At 52.5% G+C, this 16126-nt stretch carries 21 protein-coding genes; 20 read left to right on the top strand and 1 reads right to left on the bottom strand.

All coding sequences use genetic code 11. The features are described 5' to 3' along the window. Positions 1-5: 5 nt before the first annotated feature. From QU597_RS18535 to QU597_RS18500, 8 genes are all read left to right on the top strand, one after another. On the top strand, positions 6-512 hold the full coding sequence (locus tag QU597_RS18535) for a gamma carbonic anhydrase family protein (protein ID WP_054941342.1): 507 nt from the start codon (positions 6-8) through the stop codon (positions 510-512). Positions 513-530: 18 nt separating this feature from the next. After that, a complete protein-coding gene (locus tag QU597_RS18530; protein ID WP_038594463.1) occupies positions 531-710 on the top strand; it encodes an IDEAL domain-containing protein in 180 nt (59 codons plus the stop codon). Positions 711-801: 91 nt separating this feature from the next. Next, positions 802-1227 (top strand): DUF2487 family protein, encoded by a 426-nt coding sequence (locus QU597_RS18525; protein WP_310829308.1) that lies wholly within the window; start codon positions 802-804, stop codon positions 1225-1227. 217 nt (positions 1228-1444) lie between these two features. Continuing rightward, on the top strand, positions 1445-1999 hold the full coding sequence (locus QU597_RS18520; RefSeq protein ID WP_236331615.1) for a QcrA and Rieske domain-containing protein: 555 nt from the start codon (positions 1445-1447) through the stop codon (positions 1997-1999). Positions 2000-2004: 5 nt separating this feature from the next. Beyond that, positions 2005-2676, top strand: coding sequence for a menaquinol-cytochrome c reductase cytochrome b subunit (qcrB, locus tag QU597_RS18515; protein ID WP_020427667.1), 672 nt, complete (start codon positions 2005-2007; stop codon positions 2674-2676). A 29-nt stretch (positions 2677-2705) separates the two neighbouring features. Then, a complete protein-coding gene (locus QU597_RS18510) occupies positions 2706-3584 on the top strand; it encodes a menaquinol-cytochrome c reductase cytochrome b/c subunit (RefSeq protein WP_310829306.1) in 879 nt (292 codons plus the stop codon). 88 nt (positions 3585-3672) lie between these two features. Beyond that, positions 3673-4314: a DUF1405 domain-containing protein gene (locus QU597_RS18505; protein ID WP_310829305.1), complete on the top strand. Its 642-nt coding sequence runs from the start codon at positions 3673-3675 to the stop codon at positions 4312-4314. A gap of 56 nt (positions 4315-4370) precedes the next feature. Then, entirely contained in the window at positions 4371-5267 is an 897-nt protein-coding gene (locus QU597_RS18500; protein ID WP_310829304.1) for a sporulation protein YpjB, read from the top strand. 161 nt (positions 5268-5428) lie between these two features. On the opposite strand, the gene QU597_RS18495 is transcribed toward QU597_RS18500, so the two are convergent. Further along, entirely contained in the window at positions 5429-6298 is an 870-nt protein-coding gene (locus QU597_RS18495) for a YitT family protein (RefSeq protein ID WP_236331609.1), read from the bottom strand. A gap of 159 nt (positions 6299-6457) precedes the next feature. On the opposite strand from QU597_RS18495, the gene QU597_RS18490 reads away from it, so the two are divergent. The 12 genes from QU597_RS18490 (at position 6458) to QU597_RS18435 (ending at position 16086) form a co-directional block, all read left to right on the top strand. After that, positions 6458-6787, top strand: a complete 330-nt coding sequence (locus QU597_RS18490) for a nucleotide pyrophosphohydrolase (RefSeq protein ID WP_206100821.1) — start codon at positions 6458-6460, stop codon at positions 6785-6787. A 59-nt stretch (positions 6788-6846) separates the two neighbouring features. Continuing rightward, positions 6847-7368, top strand: a complete 522-nt coding sequence (locus QU597_RS18485) for a tetratricopeptide repeat protein (RefSeq protein WP_206100820.1) — start codon at positions 6847-6849, stop codon at positions 7366-7368. A 34-nt stretch (positions 7369-7402) separates the two neighbouring features. Next, positions 7403-8206, top strand: a complete 804-nt coding sequence (gene dapB, locus QU597_RS18480) for a 4-hydroxy-tetrahydrodipicolinate reductase (protein WP_236331607.1) — start codon at positions 7403-7405, stop codon at positions 8204-8206. A 17-nt stretch (positions 8207-8223) separates the two neighbouring features. Next, entirely contained in the window at positions 8224-8646 is a 423-nt protein-coding gene (gene mgsA, locus QU597_RS18475; protein WP_054941333.1) for a methylglyoxal synthase, read from the top strand. Next, the gene (gene bshB1 / locus QU597_RS18470) at positions 8646-9350 is read left to right on the top strand and encodes a bacillithiol biosynthesis deacetylase BshB1 (protein ID WP_310829303.1); all 705 of its coding nucleotides are present in this window, start codon (positions 8646-8648) and stop codon (positions 9348-9350) included. Before mgsA ends, bshB1 begins: the two co-directional genes overlap by 1 nt. A 90-nt stretch (positions 9351-9440) precedes the next feature. Then, a complete protein-coding gene (bshA, locus tag QU597_RS18465; RefSeq protein ID WP_310829302.1) occupies positions 9441-10598 on the top strand; it encodes an N-acetyl-alpha-D-glucosaminyl L-malate synthase BshA in 1158 nt (385 codons plus the stop codon). Positions 10599-10608: 10 nt separating this feature from the next. Next, complete coding sequence (locus tag QU597_RS18460) at positions 10609-12075, top strand: CCA tRNA nucleotidyltransferase (protein ID WP_310829301.1); 1467 nt, start codon at positions 10609-10611, stop codon at positions 12073-12075. After that, entirely contained in the window at positions 12072-12872 is an 801-nt protein-coding gene (locus QU597_RS18455) for a biotin--[acetyl-CoA-carboxylase] ligase (protein WP_310829300.1), read from the top strand. Before QU597_RS18460 ends, QU597_RS18455 begins: the two co-directional genes overlap by 4 nt. Positions 12873-13197: 325 nt before the next feature. Beyond that, positions 13198-14064, top strand: coding sequence for a 3-methyl-2-oxobutanoate hydroxymethyltransferase (gene panB, locus QU597_RS18450; protein ID WP_310829299.1), 867 nt, complete (start codon positions 13198-13200; stop codon positions 14062-14064). A 49-nt stretch (positions 14065-14113) separates the two neighbouring features. Next, positions 14114-14956 carry a pantoate--beta-alanine ligase gene (gene panC / locus QU597_RS18445; protein WP_370656276.1) on the top strand — a complete coding sequence of 281 codons (843 nt, stop codon included), beginning with the start codon at positions 14114-14116 and terminating at the stop codon, positions 14954-14956. Next, positions 14949-15332, top strand: a complete 384-nt coding sequence (panD, locus tag QU597_RS18440) for an aspartate 1-decarboxylase (RefSeq protein WP_054941327.1) — start codon at positions 14949-14951, stop codon at positions 15330-15332. The genes panC and panD overlap by 8 nt, the downstream gene beginning before the upstream one ends. A 115-nt stretch (positions 15333-15447) precedes the next feature. Further along, positions 15448-16086, top strand: coding sequence for a tetratricopeptide repeat protein (locus QU597_RS18435; RefSeq protein WP_310829297.1), 639 nt, complete (start codon positions 15448-15450; stop codon positions 16084-16086). The last annotated feature ends 40 nt before the right edge of the window (positions 16087-16126 follow it).

Genomic DNA, 16126 nt, shown 5'->3' with positions numbered 1-16126 from the left:
GGACAATGCGGATTGCTTATGGGAAGTACATACCGCGTATTGACGAATCTGTTTACGTGGCAGAAGGTGCAAAGCTGGTAGGTGACGTGACGGTGGGGCAGCATTCAAGTATCTGGTTTAATGCCGTGCTTAGGGGAGATCTTGCTCCGGTGATTATCGGGCAGCGCTGCAATATTCAGGACGGAACTGTAGGACATGTAGCCGAGGGATTGCCGCTTATGCTGGGTGATGATATATCGGTCGGACATTCCGCGATTATCCATGGCTGCAGGATAGGCAATGGCACATTAATCGGAATGGGAGCAATTGTTTTGAACGGAGCAGAGATTGGTGAATATGCTTTAATAGGAGCCGGTTCTATTGTAACCGAAAACAAAATTATCCCGCCCTACACTCTTTCCCTGGGTTCTCCTGCTAAAGTGGTCCGGGAATTGACCGAACAAGACCTGCAAAGAATGAAGCGCACCAGCGAAAGTTATGTGAACAAAGCAAAGGAATATGGAATCTTCTAAACAGCGGAGGTGTATCGAATGGACAAAATGAAGGCTACCTATGAAGTGATGCTAGGGCTTGCGGCAGAAATGGTGTGGGATGAAGCGCTTAGAAAGCGACGTACCGACATCTTGTACCGGGAGATCGACACAGCGCTGGCGGCCGGAGATAAAGCGGCTTTCCGGTATCTGACTGAAGAACTGAAGAGTTTGGCATAACGAAATGCGCTTAGCGCATTTCTTTTTTTCGTTTCACGGGGGGTGAAGTAGCTTATTATTAATAGGAATTCATGTGAGGGGATGATCCAAAATGAAGTTCAGCAGTTTTACCGCAGAGAGCTGGGAAGAGAACAACAAGTACTATGATACCTGTCTGCTTCCGTTTACGGGACTGCATGGGGGGGAGAGTCCGTCCGAAGCGGCGGCGATACTGGAGCAGCTCCGTGACCTGCTGGAGCTTGTGGAGCAGCCTTTTCAGGGACGTATAGTTACCTACCCGGCAGTACAGTATGCTACGGAGCATAGTGTAGCCACACTGAATGATGTCTGCAGGAAAGTCAAATCCAATCAATTCCAGTTCGTGATCGTGGCAACAGCAGCCGCGGAGCTATCTTCCGGCGAGCTTTATGAAAGCGATTTAGTCCTTTCCCTGTCCGGATTTGAGTCCTCGCAGAGAGGATTGGTTAAGTCTGAAATAAGCGATAAAATTCAAGCGATGTGGCAACGGGGAAAATGAGTTAAATGTGACAGAAATTCAACAATTTTAGTAAAAACCCTTTGTTCAGCCTGTCACAATTTAGACAATATTCTTGACGGGTAATAGGGCCTAAGCTATGATAAGGGTGAACTGATGTGACATGTGATTTATGTCATTGTAAACGTATTATTAACAGATAATTCCTTTGGAACACTGCAGGTGCCTTCTCAATTTTGAAAAGGGGGTTACACACCGTATGAGCAGCTACAATGAAGAGCATGAATTGAATCCGCAAGAACCGCCCAGCCGAAAAGAGATGTCACGCAGACAGTTTCTGACCTATACGCTTGGCGGTGCAACCGCATTTATGGGAGCCGGCGCCATCCTGCCTATGGTGCGGTTCGCTGTAGACCCGATATTACATAAGAAGGGTGAAGGAGAATTCATCAAGGTTGCGGAAGCCTCCAAAATAACCAATGAGCCGCAGGAGTTTAATTTTGAGCTCAAACAGCAGGACGGGTGGTACGCCAGTACAGCGACGCTGACGGCATGGATCCGGAAAGATGAGAGCGGAGAAATTTATGCGCTTTCACCCATCTGCAAGCATCTGGGCTGTACGGTCGGATGGAACAATGATAAAGCTTTTCCTGACGAATATCATTGCCCCTGCCATGGAGCCAGGTACACGAAGCTTGGCAAGAATCTTGCGGTCGCCCCGAAGCCGCTGGACCAGTACAAGACCAAGATCGACGGCGGCTGGGTATATCTTGGCGATATCATCCCCAATACCGAAGCTAAGAAGGAGGCGTGATCCTGATGTTTAAAAATGTCTACAACTGGATTGATGAGCGTCTGGATATTACGCCGATCTGGAGAGATGTTGCCGATCACGAGGTTCCCGAGCACGTCAATCCGGCGCATCACTTCTCGGCGTTCGTGTATTGCTTTGGCGGACTTACCTTTTTTATAACCGTGATTCAGATTTTATCGGGCATGTTTTTGACCATGTATTATGTACCAGACATTATAAATGCTTATGCCAGTGTGGAATATTTACAAACTAAGGTTGCTTTTGGGCAAATCGTACGCGGCATGCACCACTGGGGGGCAAGTCTGGTTATTGTGATGATGTTCCTGCATACGATGCGGGTGTTTTTTACAGGTTCCTACAAGGCCCCGCGCGAGATGAACTGGGTGGTGGGCATGCTGATCTTTTTTGTCATGCTGGGTCTGGGACTTACCGGATATCTGCTGCCATGGGACAACAAAGCTTATTTCGCCACTAAGGTTACGCTTGAGATCGCCAATTCCGTTCCGGTCATGGGACCCGTGCTAAAGGAACTGATGCAGGGCGGTACGATTGTCGGAGCCGAGACGCTGACCCGGTTCTTCGCTCTTCACGTATTCTTCCTCCCGGCGGTCCTGCTTATACTGCTCGTCGGACACTTTATTATGATCCGCAGACAGGGTATATCCGGTCCGTTGTAAATCAATTGACGAAAAGGAGGGACTCTTGAATGGCACATAAGGGCAAGGACGGCTCTGAAGAAAAGGTCGTATTTGTCGGCGATTCCCGTGTCAAGAAGGGCAACGGGTTCATTACACCGCCTGACTATACGGCATATCCTGGTAAATCGGAGGCCTTCATTCCGAATTTTCTTTTGAAGGAGTGGATGGTTGGGGTAGTGGTCTTGGTTGGCATTCTTGTACTTACAATTTCAGAGCCAGCACCGCTGGGGTTCCCTGCTGATGCCGGAGCTACAGTTATCCCGATCCCTGACTGGTACTTTTTGTTTCTGTATCAATATTTGAAGCTGCCATACGCCTCGGGTGATTATATCGTTCTGGGCACATTGGGGGTAACCGGGGTGGCGTTTGGCGCTCTGCTGCTTGCCCCGTTCCTGGATACAGGCCGTGAACGGCGGTTCTACCGGCGGCCGATCGCTTCTTCGCTGATGTTCCTGTCGCTTGTGGCAATCATCTATCTAACCAATACTGCCTGGACAGAATATCAGCATGAGATGGCTGAAACGGGCCAGATCCCCGAAGATGTGCAGCGTGAGGAGAAAGCGGCTGAGAACAGGGCCAAGGGCCTGCCCACGACAAGTGCCGTGCAGGCCAAGGATATTGCGATCGTGGACAAGGATGATCCGGCAATGGCGCTCTTCAAGCAGGCTACATGTGTTACCTGTCACGCTGTGGATTTGAAGGGCGGAGGAGGCCCGTCACTGCGCGGTGTGGGGGATACCCACGACAAGGAAGCGATTCTGACCATCATCAAAGAAGGTCAGGGACAGATGCCGCCGATGTATGAAACAGCCATGGGGGCAGGACTCACCGAACAGGATATTGACTCGCTTGCCGGCTGGCTTGCCAAACAAAAAAGCGAACAGTAAAATAATATTAGCGCAGCCTGATCGTATATGCGGTCAGGTTTTTGTCTGTGTGGAGATGAGTCTGTCATGATGTGGAGGGTGAATTTGTATGTCGGTTGTAGACAAGCTGTTCAAGCACCGGGGGATCATATGGCTGCTAATTATTGTGAATTTCCTCGGGACGATTTACGGATACATATGGTATGGCAATCAATTGGCGTTTACAGCAGAGAATTACCCGGTATGGCTGCTCCCGTTTGTTCCGGACAGTCCGACGGCAAGCCTGTTCTTTACGATTGCACTGCTCCTGATGCTATATCCCCCGAAAGGGCTTAAAGGAACACTGGTGCGTGAACTCATCGAAGCGCTCGCAGTTGTCACTTCTGTGAAGTACGGGATTTGGGCGGTTAGTATGATTTTTGCCGGCGGCTATCAGGGGGATACCGTGAGCTGGCAGGACTGGATGCTGGTAGTGTCACATACCGGTATGGCGGTTGAGGCACTGATCTATGCACGGTTCTTCTCATTCCGGCGGATGCTTCCGCTGGCAGTGCTCTGGACACTGGCGAACGATATGGTGGATTATTCAGTTGGCATTTATCCTTGGCTGCCGTCGGAGCTTGATGATGATATCCTCAAAGTGCAGAACTTCACAATCCTTCTAACTTTATTGAGCGCGGCAGCGGCCTGGGTTTTCGGGTCAAAAGCCAGGGCGGCACATACCCTTCAGCGGGCTGGCATGAGACGCTGACAGGCTGTTCTATCTCTTGTCCTTCTCCCATACATTTAGAGTAGGGGGGATGTCTCATGCGGCGCAGGAGATATATTGTACTGACAGGATTAGTGTTGTGCTGGCTGCTTGCCGGATTGAACGGCGGGAAAGTATCGGCGTACGGGGTGTATAGCCCCGGAGAAGCCGTCAATAAGCTCGGGCGTGCTTCAGAAGCAGCCGGGAGCGGTTCACCGGTGCAGACCGGCGGAAGCGGTGCGCAGCGCCTGGAACAAGCGGCTGAAGCTTTATATAATTATGTTCTTAAAGGCGATATCGCCAAAGCAAGGCAGGAGAGTGAAGAGATCTCAAAGATCTTTGTATCCTCTTCATTTGAGGGTCAGACTTCGGTTGAAGGGGTTAATGCACTGTCAGGGGTCATTGTGGACCTTAAGGCTGCCTTTGCGGCTGCGCAGATTGTTCCGGAGAAAATAGAAGCTGCGGCAGCCAAAGTCCGGCTTGCTGCAAACAGCCTGAATCATCCCCGTCAGCCTATGTGGCAGCAGTATTACAAGCTGTTTCGTGAGGATCTGAACGATATGGAGAAAAGCGCTGCGGCTGGTGATCTGGAGGGCTGGAAGGCAGCCGTAACCCGGCTGCAAAGCAGATATGACACCATCCGGCCTGCGGTTGTTATTTCCAGCCGTCCGGAAGTCGTAAATGCCTTTGATTCCTGGCTGTCCTATGCAGCGGGAGTGACATCTTCCGCCCAGCCCCCTGAGCGATCGCGGCTGCTTGAAATTATCTCTTACGGTCAGGATGCTGTAAGGGTGATGTTCAGCAAGGAACGGGATGAGCCCGTATTGTCGCTTCCGCTGTCGCCTCAGAAATACGGAGCCTGGGGCATGCTTGCCGGAGCTTTTATCCTATCCGCACTGGCTTATGCCGGATACCGCAAGTACCGTGGAGAGCAGGAGGATTTGAAGCCGGTCTAGCGGTGAAGATGGACATTATTGACTCTCTATTATATGTATAATCAAAAGGCTCTCCCTTTTCGTGTTTGTGACACGGAAAGGAGAGCCTTCTTCTTTTGCAATAGGATTCGAACCCTTGAATAGTTCATTGGAGATTCAGCCGTTAATATACCATTATGTAATCAGGATTCCCGGAAGCCTTCGCCCATAACATCGTGAACATCACTGATAATTACAAATGCCGTAGGATCAACGGACTTCACTAATTGGCTGAGCCGGCGGATTTCCTGGCGGGAGACAACGCAATACACCATATGCTTGGCCTGCTTCGAATACGCGCCGATGGCCGGGATCAGCGTCACACCGCGCTCCATTTCGGCAGTGATCAGATCCGCGATTTGTGGAGCATCGTCGCTGATGATTGTGAAAGCCTTGGCGGCATAAGCGCCTTCTTGGATGAAATCAATCACACGTGAAGAGATGAATACGGCTACAAGGGTATACAATATTTTTTCACGGGGTATGTAGAGCAATGATGCGCCGATAATGATAACGTCGACAGCTAAGATAATCTGGCCCATGCTCCAGCCGAATTTGCGCCCGAGAATCCGGGCCACGATGTCAACGCCGCCAGTGGTCCCGCCGTACCGGAAGACGATACCGAGTCCAAGGCCAAGTGTGACCCCGGCATATAATGAAGCGAGAATAAAATCGTGCTCGGTGCTGAAGGGCACCAGCCAGCCTGCGGCAATCAGCCGTTCAAAAACCCACAGGAAAAAAGACAATGCCCCAATACCGACACCGGTATAGACAATCTGATGTGAACCAAGCACTTTCCAGCCCAGAAGGAACAGCGGAAGATTCAGCAGCAGCGTAGTCAGGAAGATCGGAATATCAAAGGCATAGTTCAGCAGGATGGTAATCCCCGTTACTCCTCCCTCCATCAGCTGATTGGGGACGATAAAGTACAGGAGCCCGAACGCATATATTGCCGCACCCAGCATGATAGGCGCTACTGTTTTGCCGATATTCATTGCATTTAATGATTTCATATAATCCCTCGCCTAAGCCCTCTGACGGGCATTTTATACAAGCATTTTTCTCATGGTGTAGAGCTGCAAATGTAAAAAAGATTTGTCTTCAAAACGTCTTTACGATAACATAGGGGCAAACAGAAGGCAAGAATTTATAGGGGGGCGAAGCAACAAATTATGGATAAAAGTCTTAGTGAGATACAGCGCGAAGTCGATGCTTATATCTCACAGTTTAAGGAAGGTTACTTCAGCCCGTTGTCAATGCTGGCCCGTATGTCGGAAGAAGTGGGTGAGCTGGCCCGCGAAGTGAACCATCAGTTCGGCGAAAAGCCTAAAAAGGCAGACGAGGCGGACAATTCTATTGAACTTGAACTCGGTGATATTCTGTTCATAACCGTATGCTTCGCCAATTCTCTGGGCATTGACCTGACGGAAGCCCATAATAAAGTGATGCACAAGTTCAATACCCGTGACGCCGGACGGTGGACACTTAAAAACACCGATTAGGCCTCTATAACATATGCTGTACCAAACGAACGGGATTTAGCCGTCAGGATGGTGAGTATATGAATCATAACGATTATGTCAATGCGGCATACCGGTCTATTTTACGCAGCGACTTTGAAGAGGCAATTCAATATTTTGAAGCTGCGATATCAGCCAGCCCGGACGACGCCGAGGTAAGATACCGGTGTTCGATTACCTATGCACGCAGCGGGATGATGGATAAGGCGCTGGAGCATGCGCTCGCAGCGGTGAAGCTGGATAGCGGCAAGCCGGAATACCATTTGCATCTCCAGCATTTGCAGGCCCTTAAGCTTGTTCAGGAGGCTAAACGTCTGCTGGAGGATGAAGCAGGAGGGACGCTTAATCCATATCGGCCGGTCACACTCCTGAAAGAAGCGATTTCACTAGATCCTCTGTATGGGGACGCCTATGTCTGGCTTGCGATTGCGCATAGCCGGATGAATGAGCATGTACAGGCGATTGCCGCGATGAAAGAGGTTATTGCCCTCCACCCGGATGACTCCGGTCTCCGGCAGCTTATGAAAGACCTGCAAAGATCATTGCAAAAATATATCCACTAATGATGGAACCAGTGAAAGCGAGGAGGAAATAAAGGTGAGCGACAAGATCAGAGTGATTGTCTCCGGAGCAGGAGGCAGAATGGGTAAAGAGGTTGTTAAGCTGGTACTGCAGGATGAAGAACTGGAACTTGCGGCGGCGGTAGACCGTTCAGCAGGCGAAACAGATGCAGGCCGCATGGTAGGATTAGAGGAGTGCGGAATAACAGTTACTTCGGATCTGGAAGCTGCCTTGGCAGGAAGCCGCGGAGATGTGCTTGTTGATTTTACAATTCCGCAATCGGCTTATGCCAACACTTCGCTTGCAATCAAATACGGGGTGCGTCCGGTCATAGGGACGACCGGGTTCACCCCGGAGCAGATTGCCGAGCTGGACAAGCAATGTCAGGAGCAGGGAATCGGCGGGCTCATTGCCCCGAACTTCTCCATTGGTGCGATTCTGCTGATGAAATTCGCCGCACAAGCGGCTAAGTATTTCCCGCATCTGGAAATTATCGAGTATCATGGTGATCAGAAGCTGGATGCCCCGTCAGGTACAGCGATCAAAACGGCTGAGATGATCTCTGAAGCCCGGCAGGAGCTCCGCCAGGGTAATCCGCAGGAAGAGGAGATTATTGAGGGGGCGCGTGGCGGTTTTTACAACGGCTTCCGGATTCACAGCGTCCGTCTTCCCGGCGTATTTGCCCAGGAGGAAGTAGTATTCGGCGGTTTTGGACAATCGCTAAAAATCCGCCATGATTCATACGAGCGGGCAGGTTACATGCCAGGGGTCAAAATGGGTATCCAGAAAGTGATGGAATACACAGGCTTGATCTATGGCTTTGAGCATTTTATTGAATAGACAGGGGAGAATTCATCATGTTGAAGATTGCCTTTATTGCACACGACCGGAAAAAAGAAGAGATGGTCAATTTCGTTACCGCTTATGAGAATGTTTTTACCGGGCTGGAATTGTATTCAACGGGAACTACGGGCCAGCGGATTATGGATGTAACCCAGCTTAAAATTCACCGTTTCATGTCTGGACCGCTCGGCGGAGACCAGCAGATCGGTTCGCTGGTGGCTCAGGATGAGCTGGATCTGATTATCTTCCTGCGTGATCCGCTAATGGCACAGCCGCATGAGCCGGATATCACGGCACTGCTCCGTTTGTGCGATGTGTACGGTATTCCGGTAGCGACCAATATCGCTACAGCTGAAATTCTGGTAAAGGCGATCGACCGCGGCGATTTCGGATGGCGGGAGCTGGTACATAAATACAAGCCGGGTGTGGATGAATAATGAAACTGGACATTCTTGTATTCGGGGCTCATGCAGATGATGCTGAGATCGGGATGGCGGGAACCATTGCCAAGCATACTGCTGCCGGTCTGAAGGTAGGCCTGTGCGATTTGACTGCAGCGGAAATGTCCTCGAACGGAACCGTGGAACGCCGCAAGCAGGAGGCTCAGCAGGCCGCTGAAGTGCTAGGGGCATCCGTACGTACCAATCTCGGATTGCCGGACCGCGGCCTGTACCTGACAGAGGAGCATCTGGCTGCAGTGACTGCAGAAATCCGGGAATTTGCCCCGGCCATTGTGTTTGCCCCTTACTGGGAAGACCGTCATCCTGACCATATCGCCTGCAGTAAGCTGGTGGAGGAAGCTGTATTCAATTCGAAGCTGCGCAAATATATGCCGGACAAGCCGGCCATACCTGCACCGCTGCTCTATTTTTACTTTATTAATGACCTGGGCCGTACCGACCTTATAGTAGATGTGACTCAGCAATATGGGTTGAAGGAGCAGGCGTTGTCCTGCTACCGTTCGCAATTTGAGAAGATCCCGGGTGAGGATGTGGTATCGACACCGCTTAACGAGGGCTATATCGAACGTGTCCGCTCAAGGGATATGCTGCTCGGACAGCGGAGGCTTATTCCCTATGCTGAAGGGTTCGCAGCGAAGGTTCCCCATGCCGTTGATCTATTTATAAGCGGGGGCCATTAGGAACAAACTTTATTTCCTCCTGAGATGCAACTATAATAAACTCATATCATTACTTGAAGTAAGAGATAAGTTAACGAAGGGGACGGAGCTATGGACCGGCTAAAAATAGGCATCACCTGTTATCCGTCTCTGGGCGGCTCGGGGGTAGTGGCAACTGAACTGGGGAAGCTTCTGGCTGAAAAGGGCCATGAAGTCCATTTTATAACACACAGTATCCCGTTCCGGCTTGGAACGTTTCAGAAAAATATATTTTACCACGAGGTTGAGGTTAACGATTACTATGTCTTCCGTTACCCGCCTTATGATCTGGCGCTTGCAACCAAGATGGCGCAGGTAGCCAAGATGCAGGGGCTCGACTTGTTCCATGTTCATTATGCAGTGCCTCATGCCGTGTGTGCGTTCCTGGCCAAGCAGATGCTCGGCAATGACATCAAGGTAGTCACAACCCTGCACGGGACGGATATTACCGTTCTGGGCCAGGATGAATCGCTTAAGGACCTGATCCGCCTCGGCATCAATGAAAGTGATGCGGTTACAGCTGTCTCTCAGGATCTGATCAAGGAAACCCGGCGCGTGCTGGATATTACCCGTGATATTGATCTGACCTATAACTTTGTCGACAAGCGTGTGTATTACCCGCGTGACGTAACCGATCTCCGCGGCGATTTTGCCAATCCGGATGAGAAGATACTGATGCATATCAGCAATTTCCGTCCGGTCAAGCGGGTTAGTGATGTTGTTGATGTTTTTGCCAAGGTGAGCAAGGAGATTCCTGCGAAGCTGCTGCTTGTAGGTGAAGGTCCTGAGCTGCCGAAGATTCAGGCGAAAATTAATGAAATGGGCTTGGAGCACAAAGTCCGCTTCCTGGGTAAGCAGGATGAGATTGCCCAGGTAATCTCTCTGGCGGATCTGCTCCTGCTGCCTTCAGAGAAGGAGAGCTTCGGTCTTGTTGCGCTGGAAGCGATGGCTTGCGGTGTTCCAACGATTGGTTCGCAGACCGGAGGTATTCCGGAGCTGATCCAGCATGGCAAAACCGGCTTCCTCGCTCCTATCGGCGACACGGCCGCTATGGCAAAATATGCAGTGAAGCTGCTGTCGGATGAAGCAATGACCGAGCAGTTTAGAAAGGCTTGTCTGGAACGATCCTGCAATGATTTCAGCAGAGACAGTATTACGAACCAATATGAGGATATTTATTACCGTGTGCTAGGGCGCAAGGTGCTCGGAATGGATACCATCCGGGGGTAAGGAGTGCTTCATGGAATGGACAATGGCACCATCCGGTATGGCGGAAGCAGCTGGCAAGGTGATGACCGGCCTGCTTGAGAGCGGCCGTGAAGCTTATTTTGTCGGGGGCTGCATCCGTGATGAACTGCTGGGCAGACCGGTGCATGATATGGATCTGACGACCTCCGCGCTGCCGGAGGAGGTCATGGCCATATTCACCCGCTGTATCCCGACGGGACTTGTGCACGGTACGGTTACGGTATTACAGGATGGTTTCAGCTTTGAAGTGACGACGTACCGGACGGAAAGCGGCTATGCCGATCACCGCCGCCCGGAGCACGTCTTTTTTGTAAGCGATGTTAAAGAAGATCTGCGGCGGCGTGATTTCACCATCAATGCCATCTGCTGCGGGCTGGACGGTGTGCTGGTGGACCCTTTTGGGGGGGCGCGGGATTTAAGCGCCCGGTTGATCCGCTGCGTAGGCGCAGCGGAGGAGCGCTTCGACGAGGACGCGCTGCGCATGCTGCGCTGCATCCGCTTCGCGTCGGTGCTGGACTTTGCCGTCGCCAAGAACACCTGGCGGGGGCTGCTGCGCCAGCGGGACAAGCTGGCGCATATTGCCGTTGAGCGCGTCCGCAGTGAGACGGAGCGCATCATCGAGGGGCCGCATCCCTGGCGCGGCCTCGGCTTGCTCGCGCGCAGCGGCCTGCTATCGCGCGGCAAAGCCCCGTTCCCCTGGACCGGCAGCGATCTGGCGGCAGCCGCCGCCATCCTGCCCGGGATCGGGGAACTGCAGAGCGCCCGCCTGCGGTGGGCGCTGCTGCTCCATGCCCTGGGGCAGTCGGCCGCTTCGGCCGATGAGCTGCTGCGGGCATGGACGTTCCCGGGGGCGACGCGCAGCGCCGTCGCCCGGGTGCTGCGCGTCCGCGAAGCATGGGACGCGGCACTGGCCTCTGCGCCGGGGGGACCCGGCGCGGAGGAGGCACTGCGGCGGCGCTGGATCGCCGCTGTGCTGGCCTGCGGCACGGAAGCCGCCGAAGGGTGGCTGACGCTGCTGGAGGCGGTGCCGCAGGCCGCCTGCGTTACGCTGGGCGGCGCGCAGCCGCCGGGCAGTCAGTCCGGCTCGGGCACAGCCGGTGAGCCCGATGTGCTTTTCCGGCAGCCAGCCCCGGATTCAATCGTGCAGCGGCATGATAAGTCCGCATCAGTCGCGTCTGCTTCACAATGGACACAAGCGCCTGTCCCGGACGCACCCGGTGCGGCTGCGCCGCTACACATCCCGCCTAGCCGCCTGCGCTCCTGGATGGCAGGCATGCCGCTCAGCTCGCTGGCGGAGCTGGCAGTGACAGGAAAAGAGCTGTCTGCAGCCCTGGACAAACGTCCCGGGCCATGGCTGGGGGAGCTGCTGCAGCGGCTGCTGCATGCTGTAGCAGCCGGAGATATTCCTAACGACAAACAATTATTGCTGCAGGAAGCAAAAAAGGATGGATATAAATGAAAAGCGATGACACCCAGCACCTGACGCGGCTGAACCGTGAGCATTTCGTTTCCGGCTGGAAAGACAATATTCAGCTGCTGGAGACAGTGGTGTCTACCCAGGAGGAAGCGAAGAAGCTGGCCGAGAAGGGGGCGCCCGAAGGAACGGCGATCCGGGCTGAAGAACAGACTGGCGGCCGCGGGCGGATTGGCAGAAAATGGCACTCGCCAGCCGGAAAAGGCATCTGGATGAGCGTCGTGCTCCGCCCTGACCTGCCGCTGTCCCTGACGCCGCAGCTTACGCTGCTTGCCGGAGTAGCAGTGTGCAGGGCCATTCGTGAAGTTACCGGTGTGCCAGCCGGAATCAAATGGCCGAACGATTTGCTGGCCGGCGGGCGCAAACTCTGCGGGATTTTACTGGAATCCTCTCTAAGGGAAGGCGGCTTGCATTATGCTATCGCGGGCATCGGTATTTCTGCTAACCTGACCAAGGAAGATTATCCGGACTACCTGCAGGGAGTCGGCACCTCGCTGCTGATCGAAGGCGGGGGGATTCCTGTTGACCGAACCCGGCTTACAGAAGCTGTGCTGACAGAGCTGGAATATTTATATACGCTTTACATAGAGCAGGGCTTTAAGCCGGTTAAGGATCTCTGGGAAGCCATGTCGGTGACGCTGGGCCGCCAAATCTCGTTCAGCACGCCTCAGGGGCGCAGCGAAGGAACTGCGATCGGTCTGGATGAGAACGGCGGTTTACTGCTGCAGGACGCCTCCGGGAAGATCATCAGTATATTGTCCGGTGAAATAGAAATGATCTGAAGTGACAAGGGTTCCATCCCTTGTCACATTTTTTTGGTGTAATTGACGGCTGGATTTGCTATACTATGGACAGAGACGGTATCGCTCTGACGAACTGTACTCCGGAAATTTTTTGTTACTTCAGAAATTGCTATGGGATACACCTTCATAACTGTACTACACGGTTACGTTGGATTCTGCTCTGAGCCGTAAGGACCGAGACAGAAGGGACGATCGCGAGTGACTCTTTTTTGCCCATCGGACCTTTTTAGCGGACTATGCTAAAGGGTTTTTTTTGTTTGCGCGTTTACGCGTAATTTAACTGCGAAAAGGGGAACGGGAGCGAATGGCTGAAAAACACGCTACTAATATTGTGAAAATGAAAAAAATGAAAGCGGACGGTGTGCCCCTGAGCATGCTGACCGCTTATGACTATCCGTCGGCACGTTTAGCTGAAGAGGCAGGGATTGATCTGATCCTGGTCGGAGATTCTTTAGGGAATGTGGTCCTTGGCTACGATACTACCCTGCCGGTAACGATAGACGATATGGTGTACCATACACGTTCAGTCGTCCGGGGGGCACCGGATACCTTTATTGTAACGGATATGCCTTTTATGACTTACCACGGCAGCGTTGATGAGACCCTGCGCGGTGTGCGCCGGCTGATGCAGGAAGGCCGGGCGCAAGCCGTCAAGATGGAAGGCGGGCTGGAAATTTGTGATACGGTCTCTGCTGTGGTGAAGGCCGGTGTGCCTGTGCTTGGACATATTGGTCTTACTCCGCAGTCTGTCAACATGATCGGCGGCTACCGGATCCAAGGTAAAGATCCTGAGGATGCCCGGAGGCTGATAAACGAGGCCAAAGCGCTTGAAGCGGCCGGGGCATTCGGGATTGTGCTGGAGCTGGTAACCGAAGAGGTGGCGGAAGCCATTACGAAGGCGCTCAGCATTCCGACGATCGGCATCGGTGCAGGCCGGTATTGCGACGGTCAGGTGCTGGTATTCCATGATATACTCCGGTATGCCTCACCCTACCGGGAGAAACGGTTCGTCAAAACCTATGCTGATGTGGGAAGCCTAATCCGTGAAGGAATCAGCACCTACGTTAAAGAAGTGAAGGAGCGTTCCTTCCCTGCCGAGAATCATATTTTTAATGCGGATGAGCATGTATTGGAGTCTTTATACGGCGCCTCCGGAAAAGGAGCGAAATAAGATGAGAGTAGTCAGAACAGTAGCACAATTGCGTGAAGCGCTTGAATATATGCGTCAAGGAGGGCATACTCCCATCGGTTTTGTGCCAACCATGGGATATCTTCATGAAGGACATGCCAGTCTGCTGCGGCGGGCAGGGGAAATGAGCAGCACGGTTGTAATGAGCATTTTTGTCAATCCGCTGCAATTTGGACCCAATGAGGATTTTGCCTCTTATCCGCGCGATGAAGCCCGGGATTTGGAGCTTGCGGAACGCGAAGGGGCGGATATTGTATTTATTCCAAGTGTGGAAGAAATGTATCCGCAGCCGATCCGCACGAAGGTGTCGGTATCCTCGCTGACTACCCAGCTCTGCGGTGCTTCCCGTCCGGGCCATTTCGACGGCGTAACCACGGTTGTCAGCAAGCTGTTTAATATGGTACAGCCGGATTATGCTTTCTTTGGTCTTAAGGATGCCCAGCAGGTGGCTGTACTCCGCCGGATGGTTTCTGATCTGAACATGAATGTGGAAATTATCGCCTGTCCGATTGTCCGTGAAAATGACGGGCTCGCGCTCAGCTCGCGTAACGTCTATCTGTCGGCGCAGGAGCGCAGCCAGGCACTTGTACTGTCCCGCTCACTTCAGAGCGTACGCCAGGCCATGGAGGAAGGTAAAGTCCGTACCGTAGATGAAGCTCGGGAGCTGCTCGTTTCGGTGATATCTTCTTCTCCGCTTGCAGTGATCGATTACGCGGAAATCCTGACCTTCCCTGAACTGGAGACACTGGACGGAAGCTCACTTTTAACGGATGCTGACGGTGAAATCATCATGGCACTGGCTGTGAAGTTCGGCAGAACCCGCCTGATTGATAACAATGTATTTATCCCTAAGGAGGCTCATGCTCTTGTTTAGACATATGATGAAGTCCAAAATTCACCGTGCAACGGTGACCGAAGCTAATCTGAACTATGTGGGCAGCATCACCATCGATGAAGACCTGATGGAGGCCGCTGATCTGCTTGAGAACGAGAAGGTACAAATTGTTGACAACAATAACGGCTCGCGTCTGGAAACTTACGTCATTCCGGGACCGCGCGGCAGCGGAGTGATTTGTCTCAATGGAGCAGCCGCCCGGCTTGTGCAGCCTGGTGATACGGTCATTATTATTTCCTACGCCATGCTGTCATCCGAAGAGCTGGCCGGACATAAGCCGACTGTAGTGTTTGTGGATGCCGGCAACAAGCCGGTGAAGCTGGTTGATCATGAAGTGCACGCAACTATCGCTTAACCAGCTGTTTTTTGAGCCATGTAATCAATGGCAGGGATGAAGTACCCGTACTTTGCGAAAAATGAAGGCAGGCAAGCTTAGGCTGATTTCATTTTCAGTAAAGGGGGATGTCCCGATGTTTCAACATTTATTTGCTGAGATGAACAAGATGCTCCAGGAGATTGTCACGGACTATCCTTCTGCGGAAGGGGCGCGCCGGAATGATCTGTTATGCAAGTACAATATGCTTCACAGGCTTAGCGATGAAGTGATGGATGAGTGGCTGGCCTTTGCCGAGAAATTAAGCCAATTCCGGGAGCAGTCCGATTTTCCGGTTCAGCCGGAGGAAGCGGTGCAGCACGAAGCTCCTGAGCTTGCCATGGACTCTTTTGTCAGGGGACAGGGGTATTATAAGCTGCTGATGTACGGCAAATGTATTGAGCAGTTCAAGGAAGTGATTCAGCAGCATCCGGACAGTCTGGCAGCCCGCCTGTACCTGGCCATGGCCTACTTGCAGGAAGGTGACGGAGAGACGGCCTGGGGCCATCTGAACCATATGCTGGCGCTGATCCGCGAGAGCAAGCTCAAGGCAATGATCTATAATGCTCTGGGCTGCATCAGAGCCTCACAGGAGCGCTTCAAGGAAGCAAGTGAATTGTTCAGCCTTTCTTTGCTGCATGATCCCGCTTTACCGGAGCCGAGTGTCAATCTGGAGGTTTGCCGCAAAAGGGGCGGGAAGCTTCATTTTGGGAATCAGCTTGTTTCGCTGTTGTAATTATAGCCATTCATTTAGGCGATGCACCCACTTGAACAAG

It is taken from the genome of Paenibacillus pedocola (genome assembly GCF_031599675.1).
GTDB classification, from domain to species: Bacteria; Bacillota; Bacilli; order Paenibacillales; family Paenibacillaceae; genus Paenibacillus_AQ; species Paenibacillus_AQ pedocola.
Note: the sequence above shows the minus strand (reverse complement) of the source record. Positions and strands in the feature narration are given on the sequence as shown.

Excerpts from the sequence above, each read along its gene's own strand:
- QU597_RS18535 (WP_054941342.1), top strand. The coding sequence starts at position 6 with ATGCGGATTGCTTATGGGAAGTACATACCGCGTATTGACGAATCTGTT.
- QU597_RS18530 (WP_038594463.1), top strand. The coding sequence starts at position 531 with ATGGACAAAATGAAGGCTACCTATGAAGTGATGCTAGGGCTTGCGGCA.
- QU597_RS18525 (WP_310829308.1), top strand. The coding sequence starts at position 802 with ATGAAGTTCAGCAGTTTTACCGCAGAGAGCTGGGAAGAGAACAACAAG.
- QU597_RS18520 (WP_236331615.1), top strand. The coding sequence starts at position 1,445 with ATGAGCAGCTACAATGAAGAGCATGAATTGAATCCGCAAGAACCGCCC.
- qcrB (WP_020427667.1), top strand. The coding sequence starts at position 2,005 with ATGTTTAAAAATGTCTACAACTGGATTGATGAGCGTCTGGATATTACG.
- QU597_RS18510 (WP_310829306.1), top strand. The coding sequence starts at position 2,706 with ATGGCACATAAGGGCAAGGACGGCTCTGAAGAAAAGGTCGTATTTGTC.
- QU597_RS18505 (WP_310829305.1), top strand. The coding sequence starts at position 3,673 with ATGTCGGTTGTAGACAAGCTGTTCAAGCACCGGGGGATCATATGGCTG.
- QU597_RS18500 (WP_310829304.1), top strand. The coding sequence starts at position 4,371 with ATGCGGCGCAGGAGATATATTGTACTGACAGGATTAGTGTTGTGCTGG.
- QU597_RS18495 (WP_236331609.1), bottom strand. The coding sequence starts at position 6,298 with ATGAAATCATTAAATGCAATGAATATCGGCAAAACAGTAGCGCCTATC.
- QU597_RS18490 (WP_206100821.1), top strand. The coding sequence starts at position 6,458 with ATGGATAAAAGTCTTAGTGAGATACAGCGCGAAGTCGATGCTTATATC.
- QU597_RS18485 (WP_206100820.1), top strand. The coding sequence starts at position 6,847 with ATGAATCATAACGATTATGTCAATGCGGCATACCGGTCTATTTTACGC.
- mgsA (WP_054941333.1), top strand. The coding sequence starts at position 8,224 with ATGTTGAAGATTGCCTTTATTGCACACGACCGGAAAAAAGAAGAGATG.
- bshB1 (WP_310829303.1), top strand. The coding sequence starts at position 8,646 with ATGAAACTGGACATTCTTGTATTCGGGGCTCATGCAGATGATGCTGAG.
- bshA (WP_310829302.1), top strand. The coding sequence starts at position 9,441 with ATGGACCGGCTAAAAATAGGCATCACCTGTTATCCGTCTCTGGGCGGC.
- QU597_RS18460 (WP_310829301.1), top strand. The coding sequence starts at position 10,609 with ATGGAATGGACAATGGCACCATCCGGTATGGCGGAAGCAGCTGGCAAG.
- QU597_RS18455 (WP_310829300.1), top strand. The coding sequence starts at position 12,072 with ATGAAAAGCGATGACACCCAGCACCTGACGCGGCTGAACCGTGAGCAT.
- panB (WP_310829299.1), top strand. The coding sequence starts at position 13,198 with ATGGCTGAAAAACACGCTACTAATATTGTGAAAATGAAAAAAATGAAA.
- panC (WP_370656276.1), top strand. The coding sequence starts at position 14,114 with ATGCGTCAAGGAGGGCATACTCCCATCGGTTTTGTGCCAACCATGGGA.
- QU597_RS18435 (WP_310829297.1), top strand. The coding sequence starts at position 15,448 with ATGTTTCAACATTTATTTGCTGAGATGAACAAGATGCTCCAGGAGATT.